We start from the raw sequence: 15,768 nt of genomic DNA, 5'->3' as shown, positions 1-15,768 counted from the left end.
GTCGCGAAGGCCAAGCCTCATGCCCGCCACCGTCACGTGCCGGCGCCGCAAATGCCGAGCCGCTACTCCCCGTCGCGGAAGGTCAGGAGGTCGCGGTAGTCCGTGTCGCGCGTGCTGCCCGTCTTCGAGAACGGGTTCACCGAAGCAGGACACCTCATCCTCAAGATCTACCTCCTCGACGAAACCAAGGTCGATTTAGGAGACGCAACGTTACTACAGCGCAGGGAAAACGGCCCGCCGAATAAAATCGGATCGATCCCCCGTCTTTCGGTCGATTGCCACCACCATGGATGCCGGAAAGCGCACGGTAACTGCAACAAGCGGCTCATCAGCAACAACGCCAGGCCTGACATGGATGCGCTCAAGACGACCCGTCCAAGTCTCTTGCTCAAACTCTACGCTCTCGCGCTCGATATCTTCGTCTGTCAGGACCGATCCATCAGCTAGTTTGTACTCATTCATTATCTAGAACCTCCCTCTCAGACAAACCATGCTTGAGAGCATTGCGGTGGACAATTGCCATGGAAGTATCCTCTCCTCCAGGCAGAGTTTGTCATACTCATTGCATGACAAACTCTGCCTTGATACGTTCCCCACCCCATGCTCATCGGCAAAGCTCAAGGCCATAAGCGAAATAAGCTTCTAGCACCGAACAATTCCTACCGCTACCCATCAGACCTCTCCAGCAACATCCGTAAGTCATCGATGGGCGGCAGAGCATCGAGCAACTCTCGTGGCATATCCTTCGACGTCTTATAGGTGGCCACACCCATGGGTTTTGTGAAGTCTTGGATCACATAGTCAACAAATCCCTTGTCCATGTCTTTGCAAAGCACAAGGCCTATGGAGGGATTCTCGTGCTCGCGACGCTCAAAGTCGTCCAGGATGCGTAGATAGCCAGAGAGCTGGCCGAGATAGGCCGGCTTGAAGGGGCCGCTCTTGAGCTCGACTGCAACTAAACAGTTGAGGTCGCGGTTGAAGAACAGGAGGTCGATGTACTGATCGATGCCAAAGGCGTCGAGATGGTACTGGTTTCCCACAAACGCGAAGGCTCGACCGAACGTCATGATGAACTGCTTGATATTCTGCACGATGCCTTGCTCTAACACGCGCTCGTCGACATCCTCCGCATCGCGCACCCCGAGTTCCTCAACATTGATAAAGTCGAGCAGATACTCGTCCTTGAACGTGGCGATAGCGCGCAGCGCCTGCTGACCCTTTGGCAGCGTTGAGAGGAAGTTGTTGGAGACCTCTCCTTGATGATGAAAGTCGTCCGCCTTCAGCGAGCGTTTGAGCGCCTCCACACTTAAGTGCTCAAATGCGCACTTGTGAATGTAGAAGAGCCGCTCGTCAAGGGTCTTAGCACCTGCAAGGATATACCGATGATGGGTAAACCCAATCGCTAAAAAATCATCGAGAGAACATGTGTTTGAATTCGTCACTTGCAAGTGACGAATTTGCAGAAGGCCACCGTCTGAAGATTCGTCACTCACGAGTGACGAATCGAGAAACGCCTGTTCATCGCCCGGAGCAGACCAAGCTTCAAAGAAGATTCGCATATATTTAAGACTTGTTGTGGAGAAGCCCCTGAGTCCTGGCAGCTCCTTCCGCAATTGTTCGCTGATGGTTTTGAGCGCGTTGGTTCCCCACGTGCCATTGCGCGTGTTGGCGGAGACGTAGCCTCCCACGGCGAAATAGAGCTGCAGCTGCTGAGCGTTGGCGCTCTTCGCCGCAGCATACTGCGCACGCAATATCGCCGTCTTGATGGTCTGAACTTCCTCACGATAGCCCGTAATCTCTGACATCATGGCGTCCTCCTCTTCTTACGAACTTGTGTTCCATGACGCGTTCTATGCTATCAACGCGTGCGGACACAAAATTGCGCGTACCATAGAGGCGTTTTCTGCTTCGCCTCGTTTGGGAGATGTATGTCCAAACCCTCATCCGCACTCGACGCCAGCTCTTGCGATGTTTACGCCGACTCCGCGCGCCACCCTCTCACGCGCACATGGTGCGTAGCTGCGCTCGCCCTCATCTGCTGCGCGCTCTGGGGCAGTGCGATCCCCTGCATCAAGATCGGCTACGAGCTTCTCGGCATCCAAAACGGCGACGTACCATCGGAGTTTCTCTTCGCTGGCGTGCGCTTTATGCTTGCCGGCGCTATCGCACTTGCCGCTGCAGTCATAACAAGACGTCGCTTGCCTCGCGTCTCACGCACGGGATGGCCACTCGTTATCAGACTCTCGCTTGCCCAAACTATCGTGCAGTACGCCTTCTTTTATATCGGCGTTTCAAACGCTTCGGGTGTGCGCGGCTCAATCGTCAACGCTATGAACACGTTTCTCTGCGTGTTGATGGCAGCGCTCGTGTTCCGGCAAGAACGGCTCACTGCGCGCAAAGTCCTCGGCTGCGCTATAGGTTTTGCCGGAGTCGCTATCGTCAACCTCACCGGTGGCGATAGCGGCGGCGCCGTCACGCTCACAGGCGAGGGCTTCATCCTTATTGCCGCTGTCTCCTACGCTGTCTCGTCTGCCCTCATCCACACCTACTCCCAGCGCGAGGACCCCGTGGCGCTCAGCGGCTACCAGTTTATCAGCCCTAGTCATCGCGCAAAGCCCCTTCGGCAGCACGCGGTGCAGCCAAGTCACCGCAGGCCGGGGCGGGAGGGGCTGAGTTTCCTCCTGAGCGACTCTGCTTGCAGCCGGAGCGAAAGGGTGAAATCTCGGCCCCTCCCGCCCCGGCCGGCCAGGTCACATTACACCGTGTACTGCGGCAGGTCCTGCAGGGCGATGACATCCATGCCCATGTCGTTGGCACTGCCGTGGCCCTGCTGGTCCTCGCGCACGGCCTCGATGGCACTCACGTACGTGTTGGCGGCAGACATCGCCGTCACGCAGGTCACACCGCGGCGCACGGCCTCGGTACGTAGCAGGTAGCCATCGCCACGCGAGCCCGGACCGTACGGCGTGTTGACGATCACCGCGATCTTGCCGTCGGCGATGAGGTCGCCGATGTTGGGGCGCTCGCCGTCGTGCGGGCCGCTGATCTTTTCCACGATCTCGCACGTCACGTTGCCTCCACGCAGCACGCGCGCCGTACCCTCGGTAGAGCAGATGTCAAAGCCCAGGTAGCGCAGAATACGCGCGACCGAAAGGATGTGGCGCTTGTCGCGGTCGCACACGCTGATGAACACCTTGCCGGCGCTCGGGTCGGGCAGCTTGTAGTCAATCGCCAGCTGCGTCTTGGCGTATGCCTCGGGATAGCTCTTGGCAATACCCATGACCTCGCCCGTCGACTTCATCTCGGGACCCAGAATAACGTCGGCTCCCGGGAAACGACCCCAGGGCATAACGGCTTCCTTCATGCAGAACCAATCGAGTTGACGCTCGTCGCTCGGCAGGCCCAGGCTCGCGATGGAATCGCCCGCCATGATACGCGCCGCGCACTTGGCCAGCGGCACGCCGGTGGCCTTGGAGATGAACGGCACGGTACGGCTGGCACGCGGGTTGGCCTCGATCACGTAGACGGTCTCGCCCTTGATGGCATACTGCACGTTGACCAGGCCGCGTACGCCCAGCGCCATCGCGATGCGGCGTGTGGTCTCGCGAAGCTTTGCCTGCAGGCTCTCGCTAAAGCTGAACGGCGGGATGCAGGTCGCAGAGTCGCCGGAGTGAATACCGGCCTCCTCGATATGCTCCAGGATGCCGCCGATGTAGACCTCTTCGCCATCGCACAGGGCGTCGACATCGGACTCGATCGCGCCCTCCAAGAAGCGGTCCAGATACACCGGGTAGTCGGGGCTAATGCGCGCGGCCTCGGCCATGTAATCGCGCAGATGCTCGGCATCGTAGGCGATCATCATGCCGCGGCCGCCCAGCACGTAGCTCGGACGCACCAGCAGCGGGTAGCCGATATGCGCGGCCACGGCCTCGGCCTCCTCAAACGAGGCTGCCTGGCCCGCCGGCGGGTACATGATGCCTAACTTGTCGAGCAGAGCGGCGAAGCGCTCGCGGTCCTCGGCAAAGTCGATGGCATCGGGCTTGGTGCCCATAATGTTCACGCCGCTCTCCTCGAGCATGCGCGCCAACTTAAGCGGAGTCTGGCCGCCGAGCGTCACCACGACGCCATCGGGGCGCTCAACATCGATGACATCCATGACGTCCTCGTAGGTGAGCGGCTCAAAGTAAAGGCGGTCGGACGTGTCGTAGTCGGTCGAAACGGTCTCGGGATTGCAGTTGACCATGATGGTCTCGAAGCCGCGGGCCGCCAGCGCGTAGCTCGCGTGCACGCAGCAGTAATCGAACTCGATACCCTGGCCAATGCGGTTGGGGCCGGCGCCCAGGATCATCGCCTTGGGCTTGTCCGCCGGCGTGGTCTCGTCGGGAGCCACGCACTTCTTGGCGTCCGGGCTCGTGCGGTAGATGTTCTCGTACGTCTTGTAGTGATATTCCGTGGCGCTCGAGAACTCGGCGGCGCAGGTATCGACCGTCTTCATGCTGGGAACCACGCCCAGGCCCTTGCGGTAAGCGCGCACAAAGCGCTCGTCCGAGCCGGTCAGCGCGGCAATCTCGGCGTCACTCGTGCCGTACTGCTTGAGCAGGCGCATCGCATCGGCGTCGATATCCTCCACACGCAGGCCGCGGATGCTCTCCTGGACCTGCACCATGTCATTGATACGGTTGAGGTACCACGGATCGATGCCGCAGATAGCATGGATGCGAGCGATGTCCCAGCCGCGGCGCAGGGCCTCGACCACAAAGAAGATGCGATGCTCGGTCGGGGTTGCCACGGCCTGAGCGAGCTCATCGTCGCTCAGCTTGTCGGCACCCTCCTTGCCACCGGCACAAATGCCCTGATGCCCGTCCTCCAGTGAGCGCATGGCCTTGCCGAAGGCCTCCTCAAAGGTGCGGCCGATCGCCATAATCTCGCCCACGGCCTTCATGCGCGTGGTGAGCGTGGGGTCGGTACCCTTGAACTTCTCGAAGGCAAAGCGCGGCACCTTGACCACGCAGTAGTCAATCGTGGGCTCAAAGCAGGCAGGCGTTGCCTTGGTAATGTCGTTGACGATCTCGTCGAGCGTGTAGCCCACGGCCAGGCGCGCGGCGGCCTTGGCGATGGGGAAGCCCGTGGCCTTGGAGGCCAGCGCGGACGAACGGCTCACGCGCGGGTTCATCTCGATGACGATCAGGCGGCCGGTCTGGGGGTTCACGGCAAACTGCACGTTGGAGCCGCCGGTCTCGACGCCAATCTTCTCCAGAATGGCGAGCGACGCGACACGCATGCGCTGGTACTCAAGGTCGGAGAGGGTCTGCGCTGGCGCCACGGTGATGGAGTCGCCGGTGTGCACGCCCATGGGGTCGAGGTTCTCGATGGAGCACACGATGATGCCGTTGCCGGCGTGGTCACGCATGACCTCCATCTCGTACTCTTTCCAACCCTCGATGGACTCCTCGACCAGCACCTCGTGGGCGGGCGAGAGTTCCAGGCCCTGGCTCACGATGGAGACGAGCTCCTCGTGGGTATGAGCGATGCCGCCGCCGGCGCCGCCGAGGGTAAAGCTCGGGCGCAGTACGCAGGGATAGCCCACGCGCTCGGCGATGGCCTCGGCGTCGGCCACGCTGTAGGCATAGCCCGAGCGCGCGACCTCCAGGCCGATCTCGGCCATGGCCTCGTTAAAGAGCTTGCGATCCTCACCGCACTCGATGGCGGCAAGGTCGCAGCCGATCATCTCGACGCCATACTTGTCGAGCGTACCGTCCTTTGCCAGCTCGACGGCGGCGTTCAGACCGGTCTGGCCGCCCAGTGTGGGCAGCAGCGCGTCCGGGCGCTCTTTCTTGATTACGCGCTCGATAAACTCGGCGGTGATGGGCTCGACATAGGTGCGGTCGGCAAGACCCGGGTCGGTCATGATGGTCGCCGGGTTGGAGTTGACCAGGATGACCTCAAAGCCATCCTCCTTGAGCACCTTGCAGGCCTGGGCGCCGGAGTAGTCAAACTCGCAGGCCTGGCCGATAACGATGGGGCCCGAGCCAATGACGAGGATGCGCTTGATGTCAGTACGTTTAGGCATGTTAGTTCTCCTCGGTCTCGGTCGCGGCGGTCTCGGCAAAATTCCAGCCAGCCAGGCGGTCCTTCGCGGTGTCGATATCCAGGTAGTTCTCCTCGCCGTCCATGAGTCGCATAAAGGCGGTAAAGAGATAGTGGGCATCGGTGGGGCCAGGCGAGGCCTCGGGGTGGTACTGGACCGAGAAGCACGGGGCGTCGAGCAGCTGGATGCCCTCGGCGGTGCCGTCGTTGAGGTTCACATGTGTCAGGCGAATGCGGCCGAAGCGCTCGTTCATCACGACTGGCGCGATTCCGCGGCGCACCCAAACGCGCAGATCTCCATCGGCCGCATGTTCGATCTCGCCGCCGGAAAGCTCGGGGACAAGCTTGCCCAAGCTGGGGAACAGCAGGCCAAAGCCATGGTTTTGCGCGGTGATCTCCACGCGACGGCTTACCAGGTTCATGACCGGCTGGTTGCCACCGCGGTGACCAAACTTAAGCTTTTCCATCTGGGCGCCGCAGGCCAGGCTGATCATCTGGTGACCAAGACAAATACCAAAGACCGGCACCTTGCCGATCAGCCGCTGCACCTGCTCGTAGGTCTCCACCACGGCGTCAGGGTCGCCGGGGCCGTTGGACAAAAAGACGCCATCGGGATTCATGTCGAGCACCTGCTGGGCAGGCGTATCCCACGGCACGACAGTAAGGTCGCAGCCGGCGCGGACGAGGCCCTCCAGAATGCCGCGCTTGACGCCGCAGTCGTAGGCGACCACTTTGTGACGGGCAGGAGCGGCAACCGCAAGTGCAAAGTCATGCGTGGCAGGCAGGTCGGCGGCCACAAACTCGTGAGGCGCGGGGCAACTTACGGTCTTCACCAGGTTCTCGCCTACCAGCGTGGGCGCTGCGGCCAGACGCTCGGCAAGCTCGTCGACGTCGAAGATCTCGGTCGAGATAATGCCCATCTTGGAACCATTGTCGCGCAGATGGCGCACCAAAGCGCGGGTGTCGACACCCTCGATAGCGACGATGCCGTGAGCGCGCAGGTACTCCGGCACGCTGACGGCCGAGCGCCAGTTAGAAGGCGTGGCGCACATGTCGCGAACAATCATGCCGCGCATAGCCGGAGCGCTCGCAGGGCGCACGGCGTCGCCGGGGAAGGCCGACTGGACATCGGTCTCGTCGATACCGTAATTGCCGATCTGCGGATAGGTCATGGTTACAATTTGGCCGGCATAACTCGGGTCGGTCATGACCTCAAAGTAGCCCTCGAGCGAGGTGTTGAAGCAGACTTCGCCGGTCGCGGTGCCCTCGGCGCCGCATGCACGTCCATAAAAAATGGTCCCATCCTCAAGATACAGGATGCAGGGACCGCAGGCGCCCTTGCTGGTTTTGGCCAGCATACGCTGGCAAAGCTCGCTGGGCGCGAAGGTGCGGGCGGCAGCGCCCGCGGTATGGTTGTTCGCCATAATTCTCCTTCCCGGTCTCACAGGACCGGCTTAAAGGTGTGTAGTTAGGCCTCGCGGTATTGTAACCGCAAGCATGCCTCATGGCGTTAATTTCATCGAAATGTTTACGAAATGATAATTATGACTTTCTATGCATAATGATTTTTCTGGGACGGGGATTAAAAATCATCCCGCGGGGCTTGTGGCTCACGCGGGATGATGGCGTCTTACTTTTTCTTGTCCTGTTCCAGCAGATCGGACGGTGAGCGATCGGGCTTGCCGCCGCGGAAAATCTCGCGGCCATGCAGACGATGCTCCAGGTCACGTTCGGCCTTTTCCTCGTCAATCTTGGTCTGGCTCACCACCGGGTCCTCGATCAGCGACGAAACCGAGTTCACCTGTTTTTGAATGCGCTCGGCAATGGTGTCGTCCATGCTTACGATGCGCATCTTCCAGTCGATACTCGTGGCGTTGGATGAGCTCTTGGTCCACACAAACGTCAAAATGGCGCTCTGATGACCCCGCGCGGGGAACATGCCAAAAAAGGAATCGTGCTGAATGTTGCTATCCTCGTCGATATAGGCGTGAACGTTATACACCACGCGGTCAATCTTGTCGTTGAGCAGGGCGTTGGTCGCAAGCGCCGCGGCCTGGATCTGCCCGTTGGACAGCAGCTCGAGCTCATTGGCAGACGACGTGTCCAACACCGTCACCTCAACCGTGCCCGTGCGCTCATCGGCCTCGTCGACAGAAAAATCGAGCGGGAACTGCGTAAAGCCGTTGCCCCATTCAAGTCCACCCTTGAGCGCGGTCGAGACGGTATCCACCGAAACGCTCTCGGACAGGTTGGCGGTGTTCAGGCGTCGCATCACGCCGTAGCCAATCTGCATGCCCACGATCAGCACCAGAATACCGATGACCACGGCCATCGCGGTCTTCGTAATGGTATGGCTCACCTGCGAGCCCGAAGGATCGTCCTCGGACAGCGGGTCGATATGTTTTGCCTGGCTCGCGCGGTCCTCGCTGCGCAGCTGCGCTAGCGCCGCTTTGTCACCGCGCTTGGCCGCAGCCTCCTTCTCACGCATGCGCTCGGTTCGCTTTTTGGCAAGCGTGGGATCCAAGACACCGGATGCATCGATTTCGGAGAATAACTCCGTCACTTCTTCCGGAGTCAAAGGGTTCTTGTCAGCCATAAACTTCCTGTCATATCAATCAGTCGAGCTCGTGCGCACGCGCACCTTCGAACTGCATTCGATAGTAACGGGCATAAGTGCCGCCACGGGCGAGAAGCTCCTCGTGCGTGCCACGCTCCACAACGCGACCATGCTCAACGGTCGCAATCTCATCGGCATGCTTAATGGTCGAAAGACGATGGGCGATGATAATCGTGGTGCGGCCGCGTGCCAGCTCTTCGAGTGACTCCTGCACCGCCTCCTCGCTCTCGTTATCCAAAGCACTCGTCGCCTCGTCCAAAATCAGGATCTTGGGGTTCTTGAGAAACACACGCGCAATGGCAACGCGCTGCTTCTGTCCACCCGAAAGACGGCTGCCGCGCTCGCCCACGACCGTGTCATAGCCCTGTGGAAGCGACTCGATAAAGGCATCGATGTTGGCGCGACGGGCGGCCTCGGCGATCTCTTCTGCCGTAGCGCCCGGCTTGCCGTAGGCGATGTTCTCGCCGATTGTTCCGTCAAACAGGTAGACATCCTGCTGCACCAGGCCGATGGCGCGGCGCAGGCTCTGCTGCGTCACATCGCGCACGTCCTGGCCGTCGATGCTAATGGATCCGGTAGCAACGTCATAAAAGCGCGGCAGCAGCGAACAGGTCGTGGACTTGCCGCCGCCCGAAGGGCCAACCAAAGCGATGGTCTGCCCGGGCTTGATGGACAGGTCCATATGGTCGATAACGGGACGCTCGTCGGCATCGCCCTCGCCCAGCTCAACATCCTCGTAGTTAAAGCACACGTCGTGATAATCCACGGCGCCGGCGGTCACCTGCAGATCCGTGGCGCCCGGCTTGTCCTGGATATCCGGCGCGGTCGAGAGCACCTCGTCCATGCGCTTAAAGCCGGCGATGGCCTTCTGATACGTTTCGGCCGAATTGACGAGTGTCTCGAGCGGCGTGCAGAACAGCGAAATATAGAGTGCAAAGGTCGCCATATCGACCGCCTGCAGCTGTCCCTGGGCGACCAGCCAGCCGCCCAGCAGTACCACGATCACATAGAGCACACCCGAGAGCAGGCCATACGTCGCAGTATAGACGCCCATGGCGTGATACATGTTCACCTTGGACGAAAGATAGCGATTGTTGGAGGCGCGGAACTTGAAGCGTTCGGTCTCCTCATTGGCAAAACTCTTGACCACGCGCATGCCCGCCAGCGAATCCTGCAGCTGCGCATTGATGCCGCTGATCCTTTTGCGGTTGTCGCTAAAGACCTCGCGCATGCGCATGTTCTGCCAAAACATGATGACCGCAAACGCCGCCGTCACCACGGCCATGGCGAGCGCCAGCACCGGGGCGATGGTAAAGAGGATCACAAACGAGCCGATAATCTCGATGCCGCAGATGATGATCCACTCGGGCACGTGGTGCGCCGCCTCGCAGATATCGAACAGGTCGTTGACCACGCGACTCATCATGTCGCCCGAGCTGTTGCGATCGAAGTATGCAAAGCTAAAGCGCTCGTACTGATCGAACAGGTCCTCGCGCATCTTGGACTCCATGCGCGCGCCCATCACATGGCCCCAGTAGCTCACAAAGTAGCGGCAGGCGCAGCGGACGGCATACATCAGCACCAAGCCCACCGCAATCATGCCGAGCGCCTGCATAATGACAGCCTGACCCTGAGTAAAGAGCCCACCGGTCAAATTGCGCAGGATAATGGGGAACGCCAGGTCAATGGCGGCAAGCACCAAAGCGCAAACAGTATCAGCAACAAAAAGCCCCATCTGGGGCTTGTAATACGAAAGAAACCTTTTAAACATGCAATCCTCGAAGAGAAATAAATAGCGTGAGAAATCCGGTTAACCGGTCAGGCTGAAAACAAAGCGTCCCAACAAGCATAACGCCGATGTTCTGGCAGCGTCAGCGAAAACGTCCCTAAGCGAGCAAGGTGCCTTGAAAGAGGAGCGACGCGTACTTCGGTACGCGAGCGACGATTGAAAGGCAGATTGCCGCTTAGGGGCGTTTGCAGCGTCGACCCGTTACGCGGTTTGGTAAAACCGCGTAACCTAGAGCTCCGCTCCGCCTAGTCGGTGCGCGATGCTATCGCAGGCCAAGGCGCCTACGACGGTCTTGGCGTCTTCGATCTTGCCGTCGAGCACGGCGTCGATCAGCTCGTGCAGCGGCACCAGGTCCACGTTGACAAACTCGTCATCATCGGGGTTGGGCGCATCAAACTCGAGCTTGGTAGCCAAGTAGATGTGGATGATCTCATCGCAAAAACCGCAGGACGTGACAATCGACGTCAAAAAGCGAATGCGACTAGCCCTAAAGCCCGTCTCCTCATGCAGCTCGCGTTTGGCGCAATCGAGCGGGTCCTCGCCTGGATCGAGCTTGCCGGCGGGAATCTCGACCGTCACGCGGTCGATAGCGGTGCGGTACTGACGCACCAGTACGATCTTGCCGCTCTCGGTCAGCGCCACAACGGCCGCCGCACCCGGATGGCGAACGATATCGCGGGCGCTGCGGCGACCGTTGGGCAGCTCAACCTCAAGACGGTGGACGTCGAGGATCTTGCCCTTCCAGGCGCACTCCTCCGAAAGAATCTTCTCGTGCAGCTCGGCATCGTGCGGGTCGTCGTCGCCCAGCACCAGCGCCGGCTCGTCAGCGACCTCGCCGCCAGGCTCGCCCTCGGCGTGCCCATACATGCGGCTGTCCTCTTCAACGATCTGCGCATCCACGAGCTCTTCGTTCTTCTCGTCCATCCGTCTCATTCCTCTCGGATTTTAGGCATCCCAGGCGTCGCGGCCGCGCAGCGCGCGCAGGCCGATGTCGTGGCGCAGGGTCTTGCCTTCAAAATCAATCTTCTCGCAGGCCTCGTAGGCAAGGTTGCGAGCGTTCTCGAACGTGTCACCCAGAGCGGTCACGGCAAGCACGCGGCCACCATTGGTCACGAGCTGGCCGTCCACCACGGCAGTGCCCGCGTGGTACACGGTCACGTTCTCCATGACCTCGGCATCGGCGATACCGGTGATGACCTTGCCCTTCTCGTAGCTGCCGGGATAGCCCGCGCTCGTCAGGACAACTGCCACAGCCCACTCGTCACGCCAGTCGAGCTCAATCTGATCGAGCTCGCAGTTGGCGCAGGCGAGCATGACCTCAACCAGGTCGTTCTTAAGGCGCGGCAGCACGACCTGCGTCTCGGGGTCGCCAAAGCGGGCATTGAACTCCAGCACCTTGGGGCCGGCAGGCGTGAGCATAAAGCCGCCATACAGGCAGCCGCGGTAGTCGATGCCCTCGGCAGCGAGGTCGGCAACGGTCTGCTCCATGACCTTCACCATGGTGGCGTGCTCCTCGTCGGTCACGATGGGCACCGGGCTGTAGACGCCCATGCCGCCGGTGTTGGGGCCCTTGTCGCCCTCGAGGGCGCGCTTGTGGTCCTGCGAGGTGGCCATGGGGCGCACGGTCTTGCCGTCGGTAAAGGCGAGCAGCGAGCACTCGGGACCAACGAGCATCTCCTCGATAACCACGGTGTTGCCGGCATCGCCAAAGGTGCCGCCAAAGCACTCGCGCACGGCCTCCTCGGCCTGCTCAAGTTCGGTCGCCACGATAACGCCCTTGCCCGCGGCAAGGCCGTCGGCCTTCACGACCAGCGGAGCGCCCTGCTCGCGCACGTAGGCGAGAGCCGAAGCCTCGTCGGTAAACGAACCATAGGCTGCCGTCGGAATGCCCGCACGCTCCATGAGCTGCTTGGAGAACAGCTTGGAACCCTCCATCTGGGCACCCTCGGCACCCGGGCCAAAGCAGGGAATACCCGCCGCGCGCACGGCGTCGGCCACGCCCGCCACGAGCGGAGCCTCGGGGCCAATTACCACGAGTCCGCATCCGTGGCTCTGCGCAAACGCCGCCACGGCCGCAGGATCGCAATCGTCGAGAACAACGTTCTCGCCACAGCTCGCGGTGCCGCCGTTGCCCGGCGCGATGTAGAGCTTCCCGGCGCGCGGTGATGCTGCGAGCTTAGCTGCCAAAGCATGCTCACGGCCGCCGCTGCCCAACAACAGGATGTCGATGGTTTGAGTGTCCGCCTTCAAGGGTGCCTCCTCTATGGATGAATGGCCCGCTCCGCGCGAGCCCTTTGCAAGCAAATATACCCCTCGGCCGCCCGTCCGGGCTGCAAAGGGGTATATCGCAATAACCAAATAGTCCCGATTACTTCCAGAATCGGTTGATGATCTGCTCGCGACCAGCGCCAACGCCAATGAACGTCACGCGGGTGTGTGCCAGATCCTCGATAAACGCCACGTAGTCCTGAGCCTCTTGCGGCAGCTCATCAAAGCTGCGACAACCGGTGATGTCGCACTTCCAGCCGGGGAGTTCCTCGTAGATGGGCTTGGCATGCTCAAAGCGCACCTGATGCTCGGGCACGCTGGTGTAGCGCTCGCCATCGACGTCGTAGGCCACGCACACCTTGATGGTGTCGAAGGCCGAAAGCACGTCGAGCTTGGTCAGGGCGATATCGGTGAGGCCGTTGACGCGCGAGGCGTAGTTGGCGATGGGGCCGTCGAACCAGCCGCAGCGACGACGGCGACCGGTGGTCACGCCGTACTCATAGCCCTCCTCGGTCAGCGTGTGACCGGCCTCGGACTCATAGGAAAGCTCGGTGGGCATGGGGCCCGAACCGACGCGGGTGATATAGGCCTTCATGACGCCCAGCACGCGGTCGACGTTCTTCATGCCCACGCCGGAGCCGGTGATGGCGCCGCCGGCGGTGCAGTTGGAAGACGTCACGTACGGATAGGTGCCGTGATCGATGTCGAGCAGCGTCGCCTGGGCGCCCTCAAACAGCAGGTCCTTGCCCTCATCGATCATGTTGTTGAGCAGCAGGCTCGTCTCGGTGATGTAGGGGCGCAGACGCTCGGCCATGGGCAGGTACTCGTCGCAAATCTGGTCCACGGTGTAGGTGGGCAGGTTGTAGATGAGCTCGAGCTCAGGGTTCACGCGGGCAAGAGCGGTCTCCAGCTTGTCGCGGAACAGTGCCTCGTCCAGCATGTCCTGCATGCGCAGACCAATGCGGGCCATCTTGTCCTGATAGCACGGACCGATACCGCGCTTGGTGGTACCGATGTTCTTCTTGCCGAGCTTCTGCTCAAAGGCGCCATCCAGATCGATGTGGTACGGCATGATGACATGCGCGTTGCCGCTGATCTTGAGATTCTTGGTGGTGATGCCGTCGGCCTCGAACATGTCGATCTCCTCAAGGACAACCTTGGGGTTGACGACGCAGCCGTTACCGATCACCGACACGTGGTCGGAATACATGATGCCGGAGGGCACCTGGTGCAGGCCGTACTTCTTGCCGTTGACGACGATGGTGTGGCCGGCGTTGTTGCCGCCCGAGTAGCGCACGACGGCATCGAAGTCGCCGGCGACCAGGTCGCAAATCTTACCCTTGCCCTCATCGCCCCACTGGGCACCGACCAAAACGGTTGACGGCATGTTTACTCCTTACATTCATGGACTGTCTACGCGCCACGCCGGCACGCAGAAGCACAAAACATTCCCAGTATACCCGTGCAACGGGCGCCTGTCCTACTCCTCGGCATGTGCCCCATCAAGCTCATAGAACTTAGTGGATGCCGGCAGGAACATCAGGTCGACGTCGCCGATCGGGCCCGAACGGTTCTTGGCCACGACGATACGCGTAACGCCCTCGTCGGGTCGATCGTCGCGCGAGGCTTCGGCCTCGTCGGCGGAGCGGTCCAAGAACATAACGATATCGGCGTCCTGCTCGATGGAGCCCGATTCACGAAGGTCGGAAAGCTGCGGGCGCTTGCCGGTACGGGATTCGACCTGACGCGAGAGCTGCGACAGCGCGATGAGCGGGATCTTGAGCTCCTTGGCCATGATCTTCAGACCACGCGACATCTCGGAGACCTCGACGGTACGGCTCTCGGAGCGGCGTCCCGGCGGAGGACTCACCAGCTGCAGGTAGTCCAGGATGATGATGGCCTTCTCCTTGTTGTGGAGCATGCGGCGGCTCTTGGCGCGAATCTCGGTCACTGTGGTGCCGGGCGTATCGTCAATCAGAATATCGAGCTTGGACAAGGTCTGCGTGGCCTCGTTGATATTGGCCCACTGCTCGGGGCTAATACGGCCCATGCGGAAGTCACTGATCGAAATCATGGCGTAGGCGCAAATCAGACGCTGGGCAATTTCCTTGCCCGACATCTCCAGAGAGAAGAAGCCGACGGTATAACCGGCGGCGGCGGCGTTGAGCGCCAGGTTCAGGGCGAACGACGTCTTACCCACAGCAGGGCGGGCGCCGATGATGATGAGCTGGCCCTCGCGAAAACCCATGAGCATGCGGTCGAGCGACGGGAAGCCCGTGGGCACGCCCGCAGCCTGGCCGCCGGCCTGGCACACTTCCTCGGCCTCGTTATAGGCCTCGACCATAAACTCGGTCAGCGTCTTGTAGCTCGACTTGACCTCGCGCGCCGTGACCTTGAGCAACTTGCTCTCGGCCAGCTCCACGACCTCTTTGGTGTCGGTGGGGGCGTTGTATGCCAGCGCGTTGATCTCGTTGGTGGCGCCGATCAGCTCACGCAGCATCGAATCGCGGCGAACGATAGCGGCATGGTGCTGCCAGTTGACGAGCGACAGGGTCTGACCCATCAACTCCAAAATGTACGCTTCGCCGCCCACGGCATCGAGCTTGTTGATGCTTCGCAGGTAATCGATCAGCGAGATGGAGTCGATGGGAATGCGGCTGTTGTACATATCGACCATCGCGGTATAGATGGTCTTATGAATGGGCCGGTAGAAGTCATCGGGCTGCAGCTCGACCTGGGCCTCTTCGACTACCTCGGGCGATAGCAGCATGGCGGCCAGTACATTGGCCTCTGCATCTTGGTTTTGGGGGAGACCCAACTTGGAACCACGGTCCTCGACCGTCAACCCGGTCTCCCTATCGTCATATGCCATGAGCATCCTCATTCATATCGCTTGCGAGCATCCATAGTATCAGCCACGGTCCCAAAACGCGCCGCGCGCCGCCAATCATCACCGAACCAAACGGATGAACGGTCCTGTATATAGGACTTCGACACAACGTTCACC

11 protein-coding genes and 1 pseudogene are annotated in these 15,768 nt (G+C 60.8%); 2 read left to right on the top strand and 10 right to left on the bottom strand.

Going from position 1 to position 15,768, the window contains the following annotated elements; translation table 11 throughout:
* Positions 1 to 102 precede the first annotated feature (102 nt).
* A complete protein-coding gene (locus GT571_RS05440) occupies positions 103 to 447 on the top strand; it encodes a hypothetical protein (RefSeq protein WP_157758013.1) in 345 nt (114 codons plus the stop codon).
* 218 nt (positions 448 to 665) lie between these two features.
* Here GT571_RS05440 and GT571_RS05435 read toward each other — a convergent pair whose 3' ends face one another.
* Positions 666 to 1,808 (bottom strand): PDDEXK nuclease domain-containing protein, encoded by a 1,143-nt coding sequence (locus GT571_RS05435; RefSeq protein ID WP_204987200.1) that lies wholly within the window; start codon positions 1,806 to 1,808, stop codon positions 666 to 668.
* Between the two features lie 120 nt (positions 1,809 to 1,928).
* Between GT571_RS05435 and GT571_RS10285 the strand changes: the two are divergent.
* Positions 1,929 to 2,384 (top strand): annotated as a pseudogene (locus GT571_RS10285) (EamA family transporter); the annotation flags it as partial.
* On the opposite strand, the gene GT571_RS09950 reads toward GT571_RS10285, so the two are convergent.
* The 9 genes from GT571_RS09950 to dnaB form a co-directional block, all read right to left on the bottom strand.
* Positions 2,316 to 2,606 carry a hypothetical protein gene (locus GT571_RS09950; RefSeq protein ID WP_192934650.1) on the bottom strand — a complete coding sequence of 97 codons (291 nt, stop codon included), beginning with the start codon at positions 2,604 to 2,606 and terminating at the stop codon, positions 2,316 to 2,318. The pseudogene GT571_RS10285 and the gene GT571_RS09950 sit on opposite strands and share 69 nt — an antisense overlap.
* 149 nt (positions 2,607 to 2,755) lie before the next feature.
* Positions 2,756 to 6,070 (bottom strand): carbamoyl-phosphate synthase large subunit, encoded by a 3,315-nt coding sequence (carB, locus tag GT571_RS05425; protein WP_161155929.1) that lies wholly within the window; start codon positions 6,068 to 6,070, stop codon positions 2,756 to 2,758.
* A 1-nt stretch (position 6,071) separates the two neighbouring features.
* Positions 6,072 to 7,511: a glutamine-hydrolyzing carbamoyl-phosphate synthase small subunit gene (carA, locus tag GT571_RS05420; RefSeq protein WP_161155927.1), complete on the bottom strand. Its 1,440-nt coding sequence runs from the start codon at positions 7,509 to 7,511 to the stop codon at positions 6,072 to 6,074.
* 206 nt (positions 7,512 to 7,717) lie between these two features.
* Positions 7,718 to 8,683 (bottom strand): hypothetical protein, encoded by a 966-nt coding sequence (locus GT571_RS05415; protein WP_055251358.1) that lies wholly within the window; start codon positions 8,681 to 8,683, stop codon positions 7,718 to 7,720.
* A 19-nt stretch (positions 8,684 to 8,702) separates the two neighbouring features.
* Complete coding sequence (locus GT571_RS05410) at positions 8,703 to 10,475, bottom strand: ABC transporter ATP-binding protein (RefSeq protein ID WP_161155925.1); 1,773 nt, start codon at positions 10,473 to 10,475, stop codon at positions 8,703 to 8,705.
* 246 nt (positions 10,476 to 10,721) lie between these two features.
* Complete coding sequence (locus tag GT571_RS05405) at positions 10,722 to 11,417, bottom strand: NUDIX domain-containing protein (RefSeq protein ID WP_192934646.1); 696 nt, start codon at positions 11,415 to 11,417, stop codon at positions 10,722 to 10,724.
* A 21-nt stretch (positions 11,418 to 11,438) separates the two neighbouring features.
* Complete coding sequence (purD, locus tag GT571_RS05400; RefSeq protein WP_161155923.1) at positions 11,439 to 12,743, bottom strand: phosphoribosylamine--glycine ligase; 1,305 nt, start codon at positions 12,741 to 12,743, stop codon at positions 11,439 to 11,441.
* A gap of 118 nt (positions 12,744 to 12,861) precedes the next feature.
* A complete protein-coding gene (locus tag GT571_RS05395) occupies positions 12,862 to 14,148 on the bottom strand; it encodes an adenylosuccinate synthase (protein WP_055251352.1) in 1,287 nt (428 codons plus the stop codon).
* Between the two features lie 93 nt (positions 14,149 to 14,241).
* Entirely contained in the window at positions 14,242 to 15,639 is a 1,398-nt protein-coding gene (gene dnaB, locus GT571_RS05390) for a replicative DNA helicase (protein WP_006235827.1), read from the bottom strand.
* Positions 15,640 to 15,768 lie beyond the last annotated feature (129 nt).

The organism is Collinsella aerofaciens (assembly GCF_009876115.1).
GTDB lineage: Bacteria > Actinomycetota > Coriobacteriia > Coriobacteriales > Coriobacteriaceae > Collinsella > Collinsella aerofaciens_N.
This window is presented reverse-complemented; position numbering and strand designations above follow the sequence as displayed.